17 protein-coding genes are annotated in these 20,487 nt (G+C 72.2%); 16 read left to right on the top strand and 1 reads right to left on the bottom strand.

What is annotated here, in order from left to right; all coding sequences use genetic code 11:
• Positions 1 to 14 precede the first annotated feature (14 nt).
• The 13 genes from VGW35_01810 (at position 15) to VGW35_01750 (ending at position 14,843) form a co-directional block, all read left to right on the top strand.
• Entirely contained in the window at positions 15 to 2,012 is a 1,998-nt protein-coding gene (locus tag VGW35_01810) for a hydantoinase/oxoprolinase family protein (protein HEV8306377.1), read from the top strand.
• Between the two features lie 70 nt (positions 2,013 to 2,082).
• On the top strand, positions 2,083 to 3,756 hold the full coding sequence (locus VGW35_01805; GenBank protein HEV8306376.1) for a hydantoinase B/oxoprolinase family protein: 1,674 nt from the start codon (positions 2,083 to 2,085) through the stop codon (positions 3,754 to 3,756).
• Entirely contained in the window at positions 3,753 to 4,532 is a 780-nt protein-coding gene (locus VGW35_01800) for an SDR family NAD(P)-dependent oxidoreductase (GenBank protein ID HEV8306375.1), read from the top strand. Before VGW35_01805 ends, VGW35_01800 begins: the two co-directional genes overlap by 4 nt.
• A gap of 162 nt (positions 4,533 to 4,694) precedes the next feature.
• Complete coding sequence (locus VGW35_01795; protein HEV8306374.1) at positions 4,695 to 5,201, top strand: RidA family protein; 507 nt, start codon at positions 4,695 to 4,697, stop codon at positions 5,199 to 5,201.
• Between the two features lie 97 nt (positions 5,202 to 5,298).
• On the top strand, positions 5,299 to 5,610 hold the full coding sequence (locus VGW35_01790; GenBank protein ID HEV8306373.1) for a MoaD/ThiS family protein: 312 nt from the start codon (positions 5,299 to 5,301) through the stop codon (positions 5,608 to 5,610).
• 43 nt (positions 5,611 to 5,653) lie between these two features.
• Entirely contained in the window at positions 5,654 to 7,960 is a 2,307-nt protein-coding gene (locus VGW35_01785) for an ELWxxDGT repeat protein (GenBank protein HEV8306372.1), read from the top strand.
• A 67-nt stretch (positions 7,961 to 8,027) separates the two neighbouring features.
• Entirely contained in the window at positions 8,028 to 8,888 is an 861-nt protein-coding gene (locus VGW35_01780) for a xanthine dehydrogenase family protein subunit M (protein HEV8306371.1), read from the top strand.
• Positions 8,888 to 9,364, top strand: a complete 477-nt coding sequence (locus VGW35_01775) for a (2Fe-2S)-binding protein (GenBank protein HEV8306370.1) — start codon at positions 8,888 to 8,890, stop codon at positions 9,362 to 9,364. Before VGW35_01780 ends, VGW35_01775 begins: the two co-directional genes overlap by 1 nt.
• A gap of 43 nt (positions 9,365 to 9,407) precedes the next feature.
• Entirely contained in the window at positions 9,408 to 11,717 is a 2,310-nt protein-coding gene (locus tag VGW35_01770) for a xanthine dehydrogenase family protein molybdopterin-binding subunit (GenBank protein HEV8306369.1), read from the top strand.
• Entirely contained in the window at positions 11,714 to 12,976 is a 1,263-nt protein-coding gene (locus VGW35_01765; protein HEV8306368.1) for an MFS transporter, read from the top strand. Before VGW35_01770 ends, VGW35_01765 begins: the two co-directional genes overlap by 4 nt.
• Before the next feature lie 9 nt (positions 12,977 to 12,985).
• On the top strand, positions 12,986 to 13,576 hold the full coding sequence (locus tag VGW35_01760) for a LemA family protein (GenBank protein HEV8306367.1): 591 nt from the start codon (positions 12,986 to 12,988) through the stop codon (positions 13,574 to 13,576).
• 65 nt (positions 13,577 to 13,641) lie between these two features.
• Complete coding sequence (locus VGW35_01755) at positions 13,642 to 14,376, top strand: TPM domain-containing protein (protein ID HEV8306366.1); 735 nt, start codon at positions 13,642 to 13,644, stop codon at positions 14,374 to 14,376.
• Between the two features lie 11 nt (positions 14,377 to 14,387).
• Positions 14,388 to 14,843 (top strand): TPM domain-containing protein, encoded by a 456-nt coding sequence (locus VGW35_01750; GenBank protein HEV8306365.1) that lies wholly within the window; start codon positions 14,388 to 14,390, stop codon positions 14,841 to 14,843.
• Positions 14,844 to 15,151: 308 nt separating this feature from the next.
• Here VGW35_01750 and VGW35_01745 read toward each other — a convergent pair whose 3' ends face one another.
• Positions 15,152 to 15,541: a hypothetical protein gene (locus VGW35_01745; protein ID HEV8306364.1), complete on the bottom strand. Its 390-nt coding sequence runs from the start codon at positions 15,539 to 15,541 to the stop codon at positions 15,152 to 15,154.
• Positions 15,542 to 15,659: 118 nt separating this feature from the next.
• Between VGW35_01745 and ftsH the strand changes: the two genes are divergently transcribed.
• The 3 genes from ftsH (at position 15,660) to VGW35_01730 (ending at position 20,483) form a co-directional block, all read left to right on the top strand.
• Positions 15,660 to 17,573, top strand: coding sequence for an ATP-dependent zinc metalloprotease FtsH (gene ftsH, locus VGW35_01740; GenBank protein ID HEV8306363.1), 1,914 nt, complete (start codon positions 15,660 to 15,662; stop codon positions 17,571 to 17,573).
• 22 nt (positions 17,574 to 17,595) lie between these two features.
• A complete protein-coding gene (locus VGW35_01735; protein HEV8306362.1) occupies positions 17,596 to 19,062 on the top strand; it encodes a DegQ family serine endoprotease in 1,467 nt (488 codons plus the stop codon).
• 350 nt (positions 19,063 to 19,412) lie between these two features.
• Positions 19,413 to 20,483: a DnaJ C-terminal domain-containing protein gene (locus VGW35_01730; GenBank protein HEV8306361.1), complete on the top strand. Its 1,071-nt coding sequence runs from the start codon at positions 19,413 to 19,415 to the stop codon at positions 20,481 to 20,483.
• Positions 20,484 to 20,487: the final 4 nt, after the last annotated feature.

Genomic DNA, 20,487 nt, shown 5'->3' with positions numbered 1-20,487 from the left:
AGGTGGACCGCCCCGTGACGGCACGCGTCGGCGTCGACGTGGGCGGCACCTTCACCGATCTGGTCGCCATCGAGGCCGGCTCGGGCGCCATCCGCTCCCGCAAGGTCCTGACCACGCCGGACGCTCCCGCCCGCGGCGTGCTCTACGGCGTCCAGGCGCTGGGCGTCGGGGCCGCGGCGGTCGCCCACGGAACCACGATCGTGACCAACGCGGTCGTGGAAGGGACGGGGGCACGCACCGCCCTCGTCACGACCCGCGGCTTCCGCGACGTCCTCGAGATCGGGCGACAGAGCCGGCTCGATCTCTACCGTCTCGACCTGCCACCGCGGCCTCCGCCGCTCGTGCCCCGGCATCTCCGGTTCGAGGTCACCGAGCGGGTCGCCGCCGACGGACGCGTGGTGGTCCCCCTCGCCGAGGGCGAAGTGTCGGAGCTGGTCGCCGGTCTCCGCGCGGCCGGCGTCGAGGCGGTGGCGGTCTGTCTCCTCCACGCCTACGCCTGTCCCGAGCACGAGGCGCGCCTGGCGACGGCACTCGCCGGCGCCTGTCCCTACGTCTCGGTGTCGCACGAGGTCAACGCCGAGTTCCGGGAGTACGAGCGCACGGCCACCACGGCCCTCAACGCCGCCGTGATGCCGCTGGCTGACCGCTACCTCGCGGACCTGGAGGCCTCGCTCGCCCGCGCCGGATTCGCCGGGTCGCTGCACCTCCTCCAGTCGAACGGGGCCATGATGTCGGCGGCCGCGGCCCGCCGGCGACCGCTGGCGATGGCGGTCTCGGGTCCGGCCGGGGGCGTCGCCGCCGCGCGCTTTCTCGTCCGGGCCCTCGGACTCCGGAACGCCATCGCCTTCGACATGGGCGGGACGACGACGGATGTCTGTCTGATCGCGGACGGGCAGGCCCAGACGCTGCCCCAGCGCCGGCTCGGCGGGCATCCGGTGCGCCTGCCCTCGGTGGCCGTGGAATCGATCGGGGCCGGCGGCGGATCCCTGGCGGCGCTGGATCCGGGTGGCGCGCTCCGGGTGGGTCCGGCCAGCGCGGGGGCGCGGCCGGGGCCCGCCTGCTACGGGCTCGGCGGGAACGCGCCGACCGTGACGGACGCCCACGTGGCCGCGGGCACGCTTCGGGCGGATGCCCTCCTCGGCGAGTCGATCCGCGTGGCGCGGGGGCCCGCCGAGGCGGCTCTCACGCCGCTGGCGCGGGCGCTCGGGCTCGGTCTCCGCGAGGCGGCGGCGGGCGTCCTCGAGGTCACCAACGCGGCCATGCGCCGGGCGATCCGTCTCATCTCGGTGCAGCGCGGGTTCGACCTTCGCGACTTCACGCTGATCGCCTATGGCGGGGCCGGACCGCTCCACGGGGGCCGGCTCGCGCTCGAGCTCGGCATCCCGCGGGTCGTGGTGCCGGCCCATGCCGGGCTCTTCTCGGCACTGGGATGCGCGGTGACCGAGGTCGCCTACGATCACGTCCAGACCTTTCGCCGGCCCCTCGACGGGCTCGACCCCGCCGAGCTCGAGGTCCGCTTCGAGCCGCTCCTGGCCGTGGTCCGGGGGCCGCTCCTGACCGAGGGCCACGCTCCCGAGGTCATCCAGCTGCTCCGGAGCGTGGACGTGCGCTACGTGGGCCAGAACTACGAGCTGAACGTCCCGTGGCGCGGCGACGTGGAGGCGCTCCGGCGCGATTTCCAGGCGCTCCACGAGCGCCTCTACACCTACGCCACGGAGGACGCCATGGAGTGCGTGAACCTCCGCGTCCGGGCGGCGGTCCCGGTGGCGGGCGCGCGCTTCCCCGAGTGGCCGGGGGCGGGGCCGGCGGCGCCGTACGCCGAGCAGCCCGCCTACTTCACGGAGGGCGGCGAGACCGTGCTGCCCGTCTACCGACGCGGAGACCTCCCGGCCGAGCACCCGCTGAAGGGTCCCGCGCTGATCGAGGACCCGTGGGCCACTACCCTGATTTACCCCGGCCAGGCCGGCGTGGTGGACCGCTTCGGGAATCTCGTCATCGAAACGGCGAAGTGAGAGCCCGTGAAGGAATCGACGCGGAACGGGGCCGGGCGAGGACGACGGGACGCAGCGGGCTGCGACTGACGTGACGCTGAATCCGGTGACGCTCGAGGTCGTCCGGCACGCGATCCTCGCGATCGCGGAAGAGATGAGCGTCATCGTCATGCGCTCCGCCCGGTCCCCGCTCCTCAAGGAGGCCGGCGACCTCTCGAGCGCGCTCACCGACGCGCGCGGACGCCTGATCGCCCAGGGCCGGGACATCCCGATCCACCTCGGCGTCATGGCGTTCACCGTGAAAGAGTTCCTCAAGCGGGTCCCGCGCCGCGACCTCCGTGACGGCGACGTCTACTACCTGAACCTCCCCGAGGTCGGGGGCAACCATCTGCCCGACGTCAAGGCGATCCGGCCCGTCTTTGCCGGAGGCCGGCTGGCGGCGTTCGCCGTCAGCCTCGCCCACTGGGCCGACATCGGCGGCGCCGTGCCGGGCTCCTACGTGCCGAGCGCCAGCGACGCCTACCAGGAGGGGCTCCGGATCGCGCCGATCAAGGTGTTCGACCGACGCGGCCCCACCCGGGCGCTCGATGTCATCCTGTCGAACGTCCGCGGCCGCGAAGAGCGCGAGGGCGACTGCCTGGCGCAGTACGCCGCGGCCGAAGTGGCGGCCCGGCGGCTCGGCGAGCTGTTCGAGCGATACGGCGTCCGGACCATCCTGGCCTGCTTCGAGCGGCTCCTGGCGGCCGCCGAGGCGCAGATGCGGGCGGCCATCCAGACCATCCCGCCCGGAGTCTACGCGGGGGAGGACTGGGTGGACGACGACGGCCACGAAGACCGGCCGGTGCCGATCCGGGTCACCGTGACGATTCGCGGCGATCGGGCCACGTTCGACTTCACCGGGACCGGCCCCAGCGTGAAGGGTCCGGTGAACACCACGCCGTTCGTGGCGTGCTCCGCCGTCTACTACAGCCTCAAGTCGCTGGTGGCGCCCGACGTCCCGGGGAACGACGGCTCCTACCGGCCGATCGCCGTCAACGTGCCGCCGGGGACGATCCTCAACCCGCCTCGCGATGCGCCGGTCGTGGGCGGCAACCACGAGACGTCCCAGCGGGTCGTCGACGCCTGTTACAAGGCCCTGGCGACGGCCATTCCCGAGCGAATCACCGCGGGCGGCCCGACGACCTCCGGCCTCCTGCTCTTCGGGACGCGGCGCGATGGACGCTGGCACATCCTCTACGAGGTCCATGGGGGCGGCGAGGGCGCCGGGGCCCACCGCGACGGGGGCCACGCCGTCCGGGTCCACATGTCGAACGTCATGAACACGCCGACCGAGGTGATCGAGACCGAGTATCCGATGGAGGTGCTGGAGCACGCGCTGCGTCCCGGGAGCGGGGGCGCCGGTCGCCACCGGGGCGGGTGCGGGCTCCGCCGCGCCTACCGCGTGCTCGCCGCCACCACGCTCACCACGATGCTCGAGCGCCGCGTGATCCCCCCCTGGGGCATCTTCGGCGGCGCCGACGGGCTGCCCTACCGGATCATGCTCGAGCGCGGTGGCGGGCGGCGCGAGATCAAGGGCAAGGAGACCGTGGCCCTCGAGCCGGGGGACGTCGTCCTGATCGAGACCTCCGGCGGCGGCGGATACGGCGACACCGCCGCGCGTCCCGCCGCGCTCCTGGCGCAGGACCGCCGCGAGGGGTACGGGCCCGATGCCGCCGGCCCCCCGAGCGTCGCGGGCGCGCCGGCCGAGAGGAAGAGCGCGCGATGAAGCTTCGCGACCGGGTGACGATCGTGACGGGCGCCGCCAAGGGCATGGGAGAGGCGATCGTCCGGCGCCTCGCCGGCGAGGGCGCCGACCTGGTGCTGGCGGCGCGGGAGGCGCCGCCCCTCGAGGTGGTGGCCGCCGAGGTCCGCGCGCTCGGGCGCCGGGCACTGGTCGTGCCGACCGACGTGCGCGACGAGGCCTCGGTGCGGGCGCTGGTCGAGGCCACGGTCGACACCTTCGGGCGGGTCGACGTCCTGGTGAACTGTGCCGGGACGACGGGCCCCATCGAGACGCCCGTCCACCAGATCAAGCTGGAGGACTGGGACGAGGTGCTCGCGGTGAACCTCCGGGGGACCTTTCTCCCGACCAAGCACGTGGTACCCGTCATGCTCCGGCAGGGCGGCGGGAAGATCGTGAACATCGCGGGCACCTCCGGGCTCCGCGGCTACAAGCTGCGGGCGGCCTACTCGTCGTCGAAGTGGGCCGTGCGGGGCTTCACCCGCACGGTCGCGCTCGAGGTCGGCCCTCACGGCATCACCGTGAACTGCGTGGCCCCGGGGATCGTCGGCGGGCCACGGATGGACCGGCTCTGCCGCGAGAAGGCGCGGAAGCGCGGGTGGACACCCGAGCAGGTCTACGCCGAATACGTCCAGGAGATGGCCCTCCGCCGGGTCACGACCGCTGACGACGTGGCGAACGCGGTATGCTTCCTGTGCACCGACGAGTCGCGGAACATGACGGGGCAGTGCCTGACCGTCGACGGCGGCTGGGATGTTTAGATCCTCGGGGGGGTCTCGGAAGACCCCCCCGATGCCCCCCCGTCGGTTGCGGCGGCCAAGCCGCCGCTCGGAAGCTGTCGCAGCCAAGAATTCCGGCCTCCAGTTCTCATTAGTCCGACAGGCTCCTGGAGCATGGGAGGGGGCCGGGCGCAGGAGGGGCGGATGAAGCGGACGGCGTTGACGAAGCAGGCGCCGCACCCGTGGCCGTTCTCCCACGGCACCGTCGTCGACGGGCCGGCCCGCCTGGTCTTCCTGGCCGGCCAGGTGGCCTATGACCGCCAGGGCCCCAACCGGAAGCTGGTCGGCGTCGGAGACCCGGCTGCCCAGACCCGCCAGGCCATCGAGAACATGCGCACCCTGCTGCGGCAGGCCGGCGGTGACCTCGGGGACATCGTCGAGATGACGGCCTACGTGACGGACGTCGGCATGATGGAGCCGATGGGTCGGGTGGCCCAGGAGTATTTCGCCGACCCCCTGCCGGCGATGTCGCTGATCGGCGTGCGGGAGCTGGCGCGGCCCGAGTTCCTCATCGAGATCCGAGCCGTCGCCATGATCGGAGCTGGGCGCCGGCGGCCGACCCGCGAGCGGCTGGCACGCGGGGCGCGCCGGCGGTCGAACGGCCGGAGGCGCGCTCCCCGCCGGCGGCCCCGCCGGGGCGGTGGGCGCTGACCACCTGAGATGGGAAGGGAGAAGCCCCCGATGAGGTCGGACCGCCATAGCCGGATCACCGCATTATCCGAGGGACCGGGCTGGCCGAAGTGCTAGCATGATGGTCACCGTCAAGTACGTCTTCGGCCTGGCGCGCGCCGCGGATGGGCGCGACACCATCACGCTCGAGCTGCCTGGCGGCGCCACGGTCTTCGACGCGATGCAGCGGCTCGGAGTCTCGGAACTCGAGCTGCACACGGCCGTCAACGGACAGTCGGCCGCGGACGGCACGGTACTTCGGGAGGGGGATGAGGTTACGCTGATCCCCGCCATTCAGGGCGGGGCGAGTACGGCGGGTGGTCGGTCGGGGACCGCCGGACAGCCTCGCACCAGGGGCGCTCCTGCTCGCCGCGACGCTGGCGCCAGGTGACCGCCCCCCAAGACGTGCGCTGACACAGGGAGGAGAATCCAACATGCTGTCCCGACCGACCCGATTCGAAGCGGTGGTCCTGGTGGTGCTGCTGGTCGCCCAGTTCGGCCTGCCGGGGATCGGCCTGGCGGCGCTCCCGCCCCGGGCCGTGCTCGTCAAAGACATCAACCCCGGCCTGCCCAACTCTGTTCCCACCGACATCACGGCCGTCGGGGGCACGGCCTTCTTCGCGGCCAACGACGGCTCGACGGGCATCGAGCTCTGGAAGAGCGACGGATCGGCGGCGGGAACCGTGCGGGTGAGGGACATCAACCCCGGTCCGGGCAGCTCGGTGCCGCAGGAGCTCACCAACGTCAACGGCACCCTGTTCTTCGCGGCCACCGACGGGGTCAACGGTCTCGAGCTCTGGAAGAGCAACGGCACCGAGGCCGGGACCGTCCTGGTGAAGAACATCCAGGCGGGGGCGGCCAGCTCGAGCCCGCACAACCTGACCAACGTCAACGGCGTGCTCTTCTTCGCCGCCGACGACGGGACGAGCGGCGTCGAGCTCTGGAAGAGCGACGGAACGGAGACCGGAACGGTCATCGTCAAGCACATCAATCTGGGCGGCAACTCGTCCCCCGATCACCTGACGAACGTCAACGGCACGCTGTTCTTCACGGCCTTCAACCCGAGTACCGGGACCGAGCTCTGGAAGAGCGACGGGTCGGACGGCGGCACGGCCGTCGTGAAGGACATCGTGGTCGGAGCCGGGAGCTCCAGTCCTGACAACCTGGTCAACGTCAACGGGACGCTCTTCTTCACGGCCGACGAGAGCGTGAATGGCCGCGAGCTCTGGAAGAGCAACGGGTCGGAGACCGGGACCACGATCGTGAAGAACATCAACCCCGGCGCGGCCAGCTCGAGCCCCCACGACCTCGTCGACGTGAACGGGACGCTCTTCTTCGGGGCGACCGAGCCGACGAACGGGGATGAGCTCTGGAAGAGCAACGGGACGGACACCGGGACCACGCTGGTGAAGAACATCAACCCGGGCGCGGCCAGCTCGAGCCCCCACGACCTCGTCAACGTGAACGGGACGCTCTTCTTCGGGGCGACCGAGCCGACGAACGGGGACGAGCTCTGGAAGAGCAACGGGACGGATACCGGGACGGTGCTGGTGCGGAACATCGGCCCCGGGGCCAGCAGCTCGTCGCCGGGCGGCCTCACGAACGTGGACGGCGTCCTCTACTTCGCCGCGACCAACGAGAGCGGCCGGGAGCTCTGGCGGAGCACCGGCACCACGGCCGGCACGGCGCTGGTCACGGACATCAACCCCGGGTCCGGCAGCTCGAACCCGCTGGAGCTGACGAACCTGCAGGGCACGCTGGTCTTCCAGGCCAACGACGGCACCAGCGGGATCGAGCTGTGGACGGTCCAGGTGGACAACATCCTCGTCACGGGCGCCGGGCGGGGCGGCGGGCCGCACGTGCGCAGCTTCCACGCCGAGTCCGGCGCCGGCGATCTGAGCTTCTTTGCCTTCGCCACGACCTTCCGGGGCGGGGTGACCGTGGCCGCCGCCGACCTGAACAGCGATGGTGTCCCGGACCTCATCACCGGAGCCGGCCCGGGCGGCACCCCCGAGGTTCGGATCTACGATGGCCGCACGAGCGCGCTGATCCGCAATTTCTTGGCCTACGCCGAGGGCTTCACCGGTGGAGTGTTCGTGGCGGCGGGCGACGTCAGCGGCGATGGGGTGGCCGACATCGTCACCGGGCCGGGTCAGGGCGGGGGCCCGCAGGTCCGCGCCTTCGACGGGGTGAGCGGTGCGATGATCCGAAACTTCTTCGCCTACGACACGACGTTCACGGGCGGCGTCACGGTAGCGGCCGGTGATGTGAACGGCGACGGCGTAGCCGACATCGTCACGGGCGCGGCCACGGGCTCCCCGCAGGTGCGGGTCTTCGACGGGGTCAGTGGGACCTCGCTCCGCTCGTTCTTCGCCTACGATCCCCGCTTCAACGGCGGGGTCTTCGTCGCGACCGGCGACGTGAACGGCGACGGCAAGGCGGACATCATCACGGGCGCCGGGGCCGGCGGCGGGCCGCACGTGCGAGTCTTCGACGGTGGCACCGGCGTGGAAATCCGGGGATTCTTCGCCTACGATCCGCGCTTCCGCGGCGGCGTCCGGGTGGCGGCCGGGTTCATCAACGGCGACAACAAGGCCGACGTCATCACCGGCGCCGGGCCCGGGGGCGGCCCGCACGTGCGGGTGTTCGACGGTCCGACGGGGACGCCGATCCGGAGCTTCTTCCCCTACGATTCGCGCTTCACCGGCGGGGTCTTCGTCGCCGCCAGCACCGTCCCCTGAGTGCTCCCGAGCGAAGGTCTGGGCAGAGGTCCCGGAGGGGGGCCGTCGAGGCCCCCCTCCGACTGACATGCTGTTGCCGCGCTTCGAGTACCACCGGGCGGCCTCGCTCGGCCAGGCGATCACGCTCCTCGGGGGAAACCCCGAGGCGCGCCCGCTGGCCGGCGGGACCGACCTGCTGGTGGACCTGCGGGAACGACGCCAGATGCCGCGGATGCTCGTGGACGTCTCCGAGCTTCCCGAGCTCCGCGGCGTCGCGAGCGGCGAGGACGGGCTCCGCCTCGGCGGTGGCGTGACCGTGGGCGAGCTCCTCGCCTCTCCGCTGGTGGCCGAGCGGCTGCCCGCTCTCCGCCAGGCCGCCCACGACTTCGCCGACTTCCTCACCCGCAACAAGGCGACGCTCGGCGGCAACCTGGCCAACGCGAGCCCGGGCGCCGACCTCGCGGTCCCCCTGCTGGTCCTCGACGCCCGGGTCGTCCTGGCGGGCCCCGGGGGCGAGCGGGTCCTCGCCCTCGCGGAATTCCTGCTGGGCCCCCGTCGCACCGCGCTCCAGACGGGGGAGCTGGTCCGGGCGGTCGTGACGCCGGTGGCGGGCGGCCACCAGTCCTTCTACAAGCTCGGGCTGAAGCGCGGTGGCGCCATCGCGGTGGTGAGCGTCGCAACCCGGGTCGCCCTCGACGCGGAGGGGCGCTGCGCGGCGGCGGCGATCGCGCTCGGCGCGGTCGCGCCACGGCCGTTCCGGGTGCCCGACGCCGAAGCGGTGCTGGTGGGCCAGCCCCTCGCCCTCGACCGGATCGCCCGCGCGGCGGAGCTGGCGGCCGCCGCCGCTCGGCCCATCACCGACGTCCGGGGCAGCCACGACTACCGCCGCGGCATGGTCCGGGCCCTGGTGGCGCGCGGCCTCGGCCGGGCTCGCGAACCGGCGGCCTGATGCGCCCCATCGAGTTCACGCTGAACGGCGCGCGGGCGCGGGTCACCGTGGAGCCCCACGAGACCCTGCTCTGGGTGCTCCGTCAGCGCCTGGCCGCGACCGAGGTGAAGTCCGGGTGCGAGCGCGGCGACTGCGGGGCCTGCGCGGTGGTGCTGGACGGCCGGGCCATCAACTCCTGCCTGGCTCTCGCGGTCCAGGCCGAGGGCAAGTCGGTGCTGACCGTGCGCGGGCTCGGTGGTCCGGAGGCGCCGCATCCGCTTCAGGCCACCTTCGTCGAGCTCGGCGCCGCCCAGTGCGGCATCTGCATCCCGGGGATGCTCGTCTCGCTCTACGCCTTTCTCCAGGAGCACCCGCGCGCGACGCGCGGCGAGATCCGCGAGGCGATCGGCGGCAACCTGTGCCGCTGCACGGGGTACCAGAAGATCGTGGATGCCGCCGAGGCTGCGGCCCGGCGGCTGGTGGGCGCGACGGAGTGAGTGTTCCGGCCAGCGCGACACGCCGGCGGCTCGGCGAGGAGCGATGAGCACGACGTCCGGGTTCCGCATCGTCGGCGACCGCGCTCCGCGGCCGGACGCCCGGGACAAGGTCTACGGCCTCCTGCGCTATGCCGACGACTTCGCGCTGGCCGGGATGCTTCACGCCAAGGTGGTGCGCGCCACCCGCCCGTCGGCGCGCATCCTGAAGATCGACGGGAGCCGGGCCGAGGCGCTCCCGGGCGTCACCTGCGTGCTGACGGCCCGCGACGTGCCGCACAACGTGCTGTTCAGCGACGTGCCCGGTCAGACGACGGCCATCGGTCCCTTGCGGGCGCGGACCCAGGTGCTGGCCGGCGACACTGTCCGCTACCTGGGTGAGGCGGTGGCCCTGGTGGCCGCCGAGACCGAGGAAGCCGCCGAGGAGGCGGCCCGCCTGGTCGTGGTCGAATACGAGGACCGGCCGGGCGTCTTCGATCCCGAGGAAGCCTTGCGCCCGGATGCGCCGCCGCTCGAGCCGACGGGCAACGTCATCTCGCGGTGGAAGATCCGGAAGGGCGACGTGGAGGCGGGCTTCCGGGAGGCCGACGTCGTCGTGGCCGAGACCTACCGGACGGGCTTCATCGACCACGCCTTCATCGAGCCCGAGGCCGGGGTGGGCTGGCTCGACGAGAATGGCGTCATCACGCTCCGGGTCGCCACGCAGGTCATCGAGCATTTCCGGGACGTGGCGAACGTCCTGGGCCTCCCGCATTCCCGGGTCCGGATCATCGCGCCCTACATCGGAGGCGGCTTCGGCGGCAAGGAAGACGTGACGGTCGAGGTGTTCCTCGGGCTCCTGGTCTGGAAGACCCGCCGTCCGGTTCGACTCTGCTACTCCCGCGAGGAGTCGATTCTCTCCCCGACCAAGCGGCATCCATTCGTCATGAAGTACACGCATGGCGCCAGGCGGGACGGCACCCTGGTGGCGCTCCAGGTCGAGCTCATCGCGGATGCCGGCGGCTACGCCTACCTGTCCCCCCTCACGCTCCTCTACGCCATGGTCCACGCGGCCGGTCCCTACCGGATCCCGCACGTCAAGGTCGACGGGGTCGCCGTCCTCACCAACAACCCGCCGACCTCGGCCTTCCGCGGCTTCGGCTCGGCTCAGCCGGCCTTCGCCTACGAGAGCCAGATGGACGCGCTCGCCCGGGCGCTGGCGCTCGACCCGCTGGCCTTCCGCGAGCGGAACTACCTCCGGAAGGGGGAGCGTCTCGCGTCGGGTCAGGAGCTGGAGACCGCGGTGCTCCTCCCGGAGACGGCCGCGCGCGCCTGGCACGCCCTCGGCCCGCCGCGGACGCCGTCGGGGCCGGGGAAGCGGATCGGGCGCGGGGTCGCTTCGGCGCTGACCGCGTACGGGCGGATCGTCTGGCTCCACGACTGGTCGAGCGCGTGGGTCGAGCTTCAGATGGACGGCACCGTGCTCGTCCGCACGGGCGTGCCCGACATCGGCGGCGGCCAGGCGGCCTCCCTCGTCCAGATCACCGCCGAGATCCTCGGTCTCGCGCAGGACGAGATCACCATCCACATCGGAGACTCGGCGCTCACGCCGCTGGCCGGCACCACGACCGCCACCCGGCAGCTCTACATGTCGGGGTCGGCCGTCCACAAGGCGGCCAGCGAGCTCCGGGCCACGCTCCTTCAGCAGACGGGGGAGCTGCTCAACGTGCCGCCCGAGACGATCGTGCTGGCCGACGGGCTGGCGTACGCGGAGGGGAACCCCCAGAGGAAGCTCTCGTTCAAGGAGCTGGCGGCGGCCTGTGCCCGCGCCCATCGCCCACGCTCGGCGTTCGCCATCTACCAGGCGCCCGCCGGACAGGTGATGGACTTCGAGACCGGCCAGGGCAAGGTGTTTCCGGACTTCACGTTCGGCTCCCAGGCGGTGGAGGTCGAGGTCGACGAGGACACGGGCGAGGTCCAGGTCCTGCGAGTAGTCGCCTGCTACGACGTCGGGAAGGTGATCAACCGGAACTCGGTCGAGGGTCAGGTCGAGGGCGGGGTGGCGATGGGCATCGGCTACGCCCTCCTCGAAGAGGATCGGGTGGCGGCCGGCCTCACCCTCACGCCGAACCTGATGACCTACCTGATCCCGACCGCGCTCGACGTGCCCGACGTGACGGCGATCATCCTGGAGTCGGGAGAGGGGATGGGCCCGTGGGGGGCGCGCGGGATCGGCGAGCCCGCGCTGGTGCCGACGGCGCCGGCGATTGCCAACGCGGTCTTCGATGCGGTCGGCGTCCGGGTGACCCGGCTGCCGATCACGCCGGAGCGGCTGTGGCGCGCCGGGCAGGAGCAGCCGGCCCGCCGCGCCCGGTGACGGAGCCCGAGGACCCCCGGCCGGATCCCGTCTGGGGCGAGCCCGCCGGCCGCGTCGTCCCGCCGGAAGTGTTCGACCGGCCGGAAGGGACGGCGGAGGGGCGGCTCGCCCCGGTTCTCGCGCCGCTGCTCCCCCTGTACGGCCTCGGTGTCCTGACGGCGTTCAACGTCGGAATGCTCCCGCCGCTCCTCCCGCTGGTCGCCGGGGAGTGGGCGCTCTCCACGGTCGAGGCCGGGCTCATCAACACCGTCTACGCCGTGGGCCGGCTCGGCGGGAGCTATCCGGCGAGCTGGACCCGCGCCCGCTGGGGGACGCGGACCGCGGTCTTCCTCGGACTGGTCGGCCTCATCGTGGGCTCGGTCGCGTGCGGGCTGGCGCCGTCCTTCCGGGTCTTCCTGGCCGCGCGACTCCTCATGGGCCTCGGGGCCTCCGCGGCGTTCCTGGCCGTCTTCGCCGAGTTCCTGGAGGCCGCCCCGGCGGCGTGGCGCGGCCGGCTGACCAACGCCTTCGAGGCCGTCGCGATCCTGAGCATGGCGGCCGGCAGCGTCCTCGCCGCCGAGCTGGCGCACGCGGCCGGCTGGCGGGTGGTCTTCGTGGGGGCTGGGCTCGCGGTGATGGCGGGCTTCCTGGCCGGGCGGTCGGTCGAGCCGTGGGCGGGCCGCCACGTCGCCCCGAGTGCGGGGGTGCTGCGAATACCGGCCGCGGAGCTGCGCCGGCTGGCCCCCGTGTACGCCGCCGGGCTGGCGCTGGCCATGACGTGGACAGGCCTCGTCGCGACGCTGATTCCACTCCTCGGCCACGCGCGCTACGGGCTGAGCGCCCCGGCGCTCGGCCTCGCCCTCGGGGCCGGATACGTCGCCGAGCTCGCGGGGCTGATCGGGGTCGGGCTCGTGATCGATCGCTTCCGGCGGGAGCCCGTCTTCCTCACCGGGGCTGCCTCGGTGGTGGCAGGCGGCGGGCTCCTCGCCGTCGGCACCCGGCCGGAGCTCTTCGTCATCGGGCTCGTCCTCGTCGGGGGAGGTTTCGCCGTCTGGATGATTCCGGCCTTGGTCCTCGCCGACCGGGTGGGCACGCCGCTGCCCGCCGGTCATCTCGCCCTCTATCGCATCGCCATGGACGCCGGGATGATCCTGGGCCCGCTCGTCCTGGGGGGTATCGCCCAGCTGGCGGGGGACCGCCTGGCCGTGGGGACCGCCGGCCTCGTCCTGGTCGGCGGCGCCCTGATCCTGATGCGGCGCGGCCGGCCGCCGGTGATATAATCGCGGCTCGTGAAAGCCCTGGTCGCCCTCGGCGTCCTCGCGCTGATCCTGCTGGCCGTGGGCGGCTGGGCCGTCGGCGTCAACAACGACCTGGTGACCCGGGATCAGGCCGTGAAGGCTCAGTGGGCGCAGGTCCAGACCGTCTACCAGCGGCGGGCCGACCTGATCCCCAATCTCGTCGAGACCGTCAAGGGCTTCGCCGCCCAGGAGCGCACGGTCCTCGAGGAAGTCACCCGGGCCCGGGCCAGTGCCAGCCAGATCCGGGTGACGCCGGAGATGGTCAACGATCCCCAGGCCCTCCAGAAGTTCCAGGAAGCCCAGAACCAGTTGAGCGGGGCGCTCGGCCGGCTGCTCGTCACCGTGGAGCGCTACCCCGACCTCAAGTCGAACCAGAACTTCCTCGCCCTCCAGAGCCAGCTCGAGGGCACGGAGAACCGCATCGCGGTGGAGCGGCGCCGCTACAACGAGACGGTGCGCGACTTCAACACGCGACTCGCCGTCTTTCCGGCGAGCCTGGTCGCCTCGGTCCGGGGGTTCAAAGAGAAGGCATTCTTCGAGGCCGCGCCGGGCAGCGAGGCGGCTCCGAAGGTGCAGTTCTAGCGCCGTGGCCTGCGCCGGGTGTCCAGGTTTGGCGACACTGGCGCTCTAGCGCCGCTTCCCCACCGGTGCCGCTGGTCATCGCCATCCTCCTGGCCGCCGCCGCCCAGCTCGCCGTTCCGGCGCCGCCGACGCGGCGCATCAACGACTATGCCGGCGCGCTGACGGCAGCAGAGCGCGACCGGCTCGAGCGGAAACTCGCCGAGCGCGAACGCACCAGCTCGAATCAGGTCGTGGTGGCGATCTTCCGGTCACTGGGGGGCGAGAACCTCGAGGACTACTCCATCCGGCTGGCCCAGGCCTGGCGGATCGGCCAGAAGGGGCTCGACAACGGCGTCATCTTTCTCGTCTTCCTCGAGGACCGCAAGATGCGCCTCGAGGTGGGCTATGGGCTCGAGGCGACGCTGACCGACGCCACCGCCTCCTCGATCATCCGGGATGTGGTGGCGCCACGCTTCCGAGAGCGCCGGTTCGCCGAGGGGATCGAGGGCGGCCTCGACGCGATCGCCGCCACCCTCGCCGGCACGTACCAGCGACCGGTCTCGCGGCCCGACTCGGGAAGGGCGGGTTGGTACGTGATCCCCGCCGTCATGCTGCTGGTCTTCGGCGTGGTGCTGGTCATGGCGATGGCCCAGTTCCGTCGGGCCGCCCGGGGCGGCTGGACCGGCCGCGGGGCGGGCTGGGCCCCCGTCTCGGGGTCGTGGGGTGGCTCGGACTCCTCCGGGTCGGGCTCGTCGTCGTCGGACAGCTTCAGCGGGGGTGGCGGGAGCTTCGGCGGCGGCGGCGCCAGCGGGGAGTGGTGAGGAGGGCGGGCATGGCCAGGGCGCGGCCTCCCGGCTGGGTGCGGGGCTTCATGAGCGACGGCGACCTCGAGGCGGTGCGGCGCGCCATCGTGGAAGCCGAGGCCGCCACGTCGGGAGAGATCCGGGTCCACCTGGACGCCCGCTGTCCCGGGGACCCGATGGCCCGGGCCGTGGCGCTGTTCGAGCGCCTGGGCATGACCCGCACGGCGCACCGCAGCGGCGTCCTGATCTACCTGGCCGTCGAGGACCGGAAGCTCGCGGTGATCGGGGACGCGGGCGTCCACGCGCGGGTGAGCGACGAATACTGGGAGTCGCTCAAAGAGATGATGGTCGCCCACTTCCGGCAGGGGCGCCCCCGCGACGGGATCACCTCCGCGGTCCGGGACGTGGGCGAGACGCTACGACGCCACTTTCCACGCGCCCCCGACGACCGGGACGAGCTGAGCGACGAGGTGAGCCTGGGGTAGTTCTTCGGGGGGTCTCGGAAGACCCCCCCGATGCCCCCCCTCGGTTGCGGCGGCACAGCCGCCGCTCGGAGCGCTGCCCGACGCATGGCCCGCTCTGGGCGAACCTCCGGGTTACTCCGAAACGCTCCTAGCTCCGCGGAGGGCCGTCGAGGCCCCTCCGACGATCCTCGGAGGCTGTCGGAGTGACCGCGCGCCACGGCTCACCGAGCCGCCGACGGTTGGTGTTCCACTCCGAGCGCGGGCTTCGGCCGCGCAATTTTCATCTCCAGGGGGGAGGTCTGGGAGGGGGCCGTCGAGGCCCCGATTGTCTACGGGCGGCCGGGGACGAAGAGGTGGCCCGGCCCGGCGGTGCCGCGGAGCGTGCCCTCGGGCAGCGTCCCGGCGTCGTCGAGGCGGACCGTGTAGACGCGATCCACGCCGTCGGCATCGCACACGATCACGCTGATGTATACGCCGGACCCGCGGCTGGACGCGAGGCGCGGCGTGCGCGTGATGCCGGCCCCGGTGGGCGCCTGCATCGGCTCCAGACCGAGGGTCGCCGCCGAGTAGGGCTCCGGCACGACGCCCAGGGCGCGGGCCCGCATGGACAGGTCCAGACCCGGGCTGGCGGGGAGCGCAGACTCTTCGGCCCGGGCGCCTCCGCCGAGGAACAGGGTCCCGAGCAACCCGGCGCCGGCGAAGAGGATTCGGATGGCCATGCTCACGGCTCTCACCATACGCCGTCGCCTCCCGGCTGTCAACGCGCAACCCCGGAGAAATCCGCCGAAGTTTGACAGTCCCGAGCCCTTCGGCTAGCATTTTTCCGGGGATTGCCCGATGAAGCGGCGCGCCCGCCAGCAGGCCCAGTTCTCAGCCATCTACGTCGCGCTGGGCATCGTCGTGCTCATCGTGCTCCAGAGCTGGCTCCTGGCCCCCCGGATCCAGGAGCTTCCCATGAGCCGGCTCCTCGAGCTGGTGCGGGAGGACAAGGTCGCCCGGGTCTCCTTCGGGGAGAAGGAGATCCGCGGCGTCCTGAAGAAGGACGCCGTGCCGGAGGCGCCCACGGGCCGGCCGGACTGGCTCGAGCGTCTCACCGGATCCGACGCGCGGCTCCTCTTCTACACCATCCGGATCCCGGCGGCCGAGGACACGGCCCTGCTCGCGGAGCTCCAGGCCCACCGGGTCGAGTTCGCCGGCCGCATCGAATCCACCCTGGTCCGGGACCTCGTCTTCGGGTGGCTCCTTCCCATCGGCGTCATGGTGGCGATCTGGCTGTTCGTCATCCGCCGCCTGGGCGGCGGCCCGACCCAGGCCCTGACGTTCGGGCGTTCCAAGGTCAAGATCTACGACCGCAAGGAGCTTCGGGTCACCTTCGCCGACGTGGCCGGCGTCGACGAGGCGCGGGCCGAGCTCGAGGAGGTCGTCGACTTCCTCAAGAACCCCAAGAAGTACCAGCGGCTCGGCGGCCGGATCCCGAAGGGCGTGCTCCTGATCGGGCCGCCGGGCAGCGGCAAGACACTGCTGGCCCGGGCCGTGGCGGGCGAAGCCGACGTGCCGTTCTTCTTCCTGTCGGCCTCGGAGTTCGTGGAGATGTTCGTCGGCGTCGGAGCCGCCCGCGTCCGCGACCTCTTCGAGCAGGCGAAGGAGAAGGCCCCCTGCATCGTCTTTATCGACGAGCTGGACGCGATCGGGAAGACGCGGGGGGGCGTGGCCGGCATGGTCGGAGGCCACGACGAGCGCGAGCAGACCCTCAACCAGCTCCTGGTCGAGATGGACGGGTTCGATGCCTCCAAGGGGGTCATCATCATGGCGGCCACCAACCGGCCGGAGGTGCTGGACCCGGCCTTGCTCCGGCCGGGGCGGTTCGACCGCCAGGTGGTGGTGGACAAGCCCGACGTGCGGGGGCGGGAGGCGATCCTGCGCGTGCACGCTCGGAGCGTCCGCCTGGCGCCGGGCGTGGACCTCCGCGTGATCGCCGCCCGGACCCCGGGGTTCGCGGGGGCCGACCTCGCCAACATCGTCAACGAGGCGGCCTTGCTGGCGGCCCGCAAGGGCAAGGATGCCGTCGAGATGGCGGATCTCGAGGAGGCGATCGACCGCGTCGTGGCGGGGCTCGAGCGGAAGAGCCGGGTCCTCTCCGAGACGGAGCGCGACATCGTGGCGCACCACGAGATGGGTCATGCCCTGGTCGCCTTCTCGGTTCCCCACGCGGATCCCGTCCACAAGGTGACGATCATTCCGCGTGGGGTGGCGGCGCTCGGCATGACCTACCAGCTCCCGACCGAAGACCGCTACATCCTCCGGCGCTCCGAGCTCGAGGACCGCATCGCCGTCCTGCTGGGCGGCCATGTGGCCGAGGAGATGGTGTACGGCGAGCTCTCGACAGGGGCCCACAACGACCTCGAGCGCGCCACCGAGCTGGCCCGGCTCATGGTCATGAAGTACGGCATGTCGGAGCGGCTGGGCCCGCTCGCCTTCAGTGACGGCGGGAGTCCGGCCTTCCTGCGCCGAAACGGGTTACCGCCATGGGCCGGCGGCGGCGAGCGGGACTACAGCGAGGAGACCGCGCGAGCCATCGACGAGGAGGTCCGGCAAATCGTCGAGCGCACGTACGACCGCGTGCGAGCGCTCCTGGCATCGAAGAAAGACACTCTCCTCCAGGGGGCGGCGGCGCTCAAGCAGCGCGAGACCCTGGAGGGGGAGGAGCTGCGGGCCGTCCTGACGGGAGGGGCGACCGGAGTCGGCGCGTGACCGGGATGCGGAGGAACGAGGCATGATGCAGCTCAGGCGGCGCACGCTGTGCGCGCTGGTGGTGGTGGCGGTGTCGATCGGGGCCGGGCTGGGCGCCTACGGCGTGACGAGCTTCGCCCAGGCTCCGCGGTCGGCATTGGTGGCGGCCCCGATCGTCCGGGTCGCGGCGCCGGAGAGCTCGAACACGTTCCGGCAGGTGGCGGCCACGGTCGGGCCGGCCGTCATCAACATCAACACCGTGACCGTCCTGAAGAACCCCTTCGCCGGGCCGCGGAGCCCGATGGAGGAGTTCTTCGGGGAGGAGTTCTTCCGTCGCTTCTTCGGGGGGCCCCGCGAGTACACGCAGAAGAGCCTCGGCTCGGGCGTCGTCGTGGACCCGTCGGGGATCGCGCTCACGAACGCCCACGTCGTCGAGGGAGCCTCGGAGATCGAGGTCGTCACCGCCGACGGGAAAAAGCACAAGGCCAAGGTCCTCGGCGCCGATGCCAAGTCCGACCTCGCCGTGCTCCGGATCGCGGGTGGCGCGAACTACCCGGCGGCGCGGCTGGGGGATTCCGACGTGGCACAGGTCGGGGACTGGGTGCTCGCCATCGGCAGCCCGTTCGGGTTCACCCAGACGGTCACCGCGGGCATCATCAGCGCCAAGGGCCGCGTCCTCGGCCAGGGACCCTTCGATGATTTCCTCCAGACCGACGCCGCGATCAACCCGGGCAACTCGGGCGGCCCGCTCGTCGACATGGCGGGCGAGGTCATCGGGATCAACACGGCCATCGTGAGCCGCACCGGCGGCTCGCTGGGCATCGGCTTCGCCATCCCGATCAACCTGGCCAAGAAGATCTACGGGGAGCTCACCACCCGCGGCAAAGTGACCCGGGGCTGGCTCGGGGTCAGCGTGCAGCCGCTGACCGCGGAGCTCTCGAAGAGCTTCGGCGCCAAGGAGGAGAGCGGCGTCCTGGTCGCCGACGTCGTGGAGGGGAGTCCGGCCGAGAAGGCCGGCCTCAAGTCGGGCGACATCATCGTGGAGTTCAACGGCAAGCGCGTGTCGGCGCCGAGCGACCTCCAGCGCGCGGTCGGCCTCGCCGGGCCCGGCAGTAGCGCGAAGGTCAAGCTGCTGCGCGAGCGCGGCGAGCGCACGGTAGAGGTGAAGATCGGCGAGGCCCCGGACGAGGCCGAAATCGCTGGACGGTCCTCCAAGGCCAGGAGCCTGCTCGGGCTCGAGGTGAAGCCGCTCACGCCGGACCTGGCGCGCCAGCTCGGTCTTCGGGCTGCCGAGGGCGTCGTGGTGGCGTCGGTCGAGTCGGGCAGCCCGGCCGACACCGGCGGGATCCAGCCGGGTGACGTCATCCGGGAGCTCAATCGGCAGAAAATCAGGAACGTCGCCGAGTTCGAGCGCCTCGCGCGCGGGCTCAAGGAGGGCGAGCGGGTGACACTCCTGCTCCAGCGCGGGTCTTCCGCGCTCTTCGTCGCCTTCACCGTGGGCCGCGGGTAAGGCAGTCGGAGGGGGCCTCGACGGCCTCCTCCGAGACCTCCCCCAGGACAATTGCGGCGGCACAGCCGCCGCTCGGAGCGGACCACCAATCCTTGGCGGTTGCGCGGTCCGTTGCGCCTGGTCGTTCCGACGGCGCCCAGCGGGCCGCCCCAGTCCGGACCGGCCCCCCTGTCGGGTTTGCTACAATCCAAGGAGGAGCCGGAAACCGCCCAGGAGGCTGTCGGAGTAACCGGGAGCTCGCTCCGAGCGTGCGGCGCGTCGGGCAGCGCTCCGAGCGGCGGCTGTGCGGCCGCAACCGATTATCGGGGGGTCTTCCGAGACCCCCCGAAATGGCGTAGGGACTGACTGAGATGGCTGTCGCGTACAAGGACTACTACAAGATCCTCGGGGTCGACCGGACGGCCGACGAGAAGGCCATCAAGAAGGCCTACCGCCGGCTGGCCCGGAAGCACCATCCCGACATGAACCCCGGGAACAAGGCCGCCGGCGAGCGCTTCAAGGAGGCCAACGAAGCCTACGAGGTCCTGTCGGACCCCGCGAAGCGCCGGCGCTACGACACCCTCGGGGGCGACTGGCAGCGTTATGCCGAGGGCTTTCCGGGCGCGGGCGGCGCCCCGGGTGGGTTCGGCAACTACCAGGTCCACGTCGAGCGCGGGGACCTCCATGATTTCTCCGAATTCTTCCGCACGTTCTTCGGCGACCTCGGCGCTCGCGGCGCGGGGCGGGCTCGCCCGGGGGGCGGAGCGGGGACCATCGACTTCGAGGATATCCTCGGCGGTGGGCGGCCCTTCGGGCGAGGCTCGCCGAGCCGGCGCGGCCAGGACCTCGAGACCCCCATCGAGGTCAGCCTGGATGAGGCCGCTCAGGGAACGCGACGGACCGTCGAGCTCGAGTTGCCCGAGCGGTGTGCGACGTGCGGTGGGGCCGGGCAACACGCGGGGAGCCCTTGCCCGACCTGCGGCGGAGCGGGCGAGGTGACGCGCCCCCGCCGGGTAGAGGTCAAGATCCCGGCGGGCGTGCGGGACGGTTCCCGCGTCCGCGCCGCCGGGGAAGGTGGCGCCGGCGCAGGCGGAGGCCCGCGCGGTGACCTCTATCTCCAGGTGCGGGTCATGCCGCACCCGCTCTTCGAGCGGAGAGGTGACGACCTCCACCTGGAGCTTCCCCTCGCGGTCTGGGAGGCCGCGCTGGGGGCCGAGGTCGAGGTCCCGACTCTCCGCGGGCGGGTCACCATGAAGATCCCGCCCGAAACCTCCAGTGGGAAGACCTTCCGGCTCCCCGGGTACGGTATCCCGCATCTTCGCGGGGGCGGCCAGGGCGACGAGCTGGTACGGGTCAAGATCGTGCTCCCCCAGACCCTCACCCCGCGCGAGCGTGAGCTCTTCGAGGAGCTTCGCCGACTCCGACCGACTCCGCCGCGCTAGGTCA

The organism is Candidatus Methylomirabilota bacterium, from assembly GCA_036005065.1.
GTDB lineage: Bacteria > Methylomirabilota > Methylomirabilia > Rokubacteriales > DASRDR01 > DASYQW01.
The sequence above is the reverse complement of the archived record's forward strand: the minus strand, read 5'-3'. Positions and strand labels throughout refer to the sequence as shown.

Excerpts from the sequence above, each read along its gene's own strand:
- VGW35_01785 (HEV8306372.1), top strand. The coding sequence starts at position 5,654 with ATGCTGTCCCGACCGACCCGATTCGAAGCGGTGGTCCTGGTGGTGCTG.
- VGW35_01730 (HEV8306361.1), top strand. The coding sequence starts at position 19,413 with ATGGCTGTCGCGTACAAGGACTACTACAAGATCCTCGGGGTCGACCGG.
- ftsH (HEV8306363.1), top strand. The coding sequence starts at position 15,660 with ATGAAGCGGCGCGCCCGCCAGCAGGCCCAGTTCTCAGCCATCTACGTC.
- VGW35_01790 (HEV8306373.1), top strand. The coding sequence starts at position 5,299 with ATGATGGTCACCGTCAAGTACGTCTTCGGCCTGGCGCGCGCCGCGGAT.
- VGW35_01800 (HEV8306375.1), top strand. The coding sequence starts at position 3,753 with ATGAAGCTTCGCGACCGGGTGACGATCGTGACGGGCGCCGCCAAGGGC.
- VGW35_01770 (HEV8306369.1), top strand. The coding sequence starts at position 9,408 with ATGAGCACGACGTCCGGGTTCCGCATCGTCGGCGACCGCGCTCCGCGG.
- VGW35_01795 (HEV8306374.1), top strand. The coding sequence starts at position 4,695 with ATGAAGCGGACGGCGTTGACGAAGCAGGCGCCGCACCCGTGGCCGTTC.
- VGW35_01745 (HEV8306364.1), bottom strand. The coding sequence starts at position 15,541 with ATGGCCATCCGAATCCTCTTCGCCGGCGCCGGGTTGCTCGGGACCCTG.
- VGW35_01750 (HEV8306365.1), top strand. The coding sequence starts at position 14,388 with ATGGCCAGGGCGCGGCCTCCCGGCTGGGTGCGGGGCTTCATGAGCGAC.
- VGW35_01780 (HEV8306371.1), top strand. The coding sequence starts at position 8,028 with ATGCTGTTGCCGCGCTTCGAGTACCACCGGGCGGCCTCGCTCGGCCAG.
- VGW35_01735 (HEV8306362.1), top strand. The coding sequence starts at position 17,596 with ATGATGCAGCTCAGGCGGCGCACGCTGTGCGCGCTGGTGGTGGTGGCG.
- VGW35_01775 (HEV8306370.1), top strand. The coding sequence starts at position 8,888 with ATGCGCCCCATCGAGTTCACGCTGAACGGCGCGCGGGCGCGGGTCACC.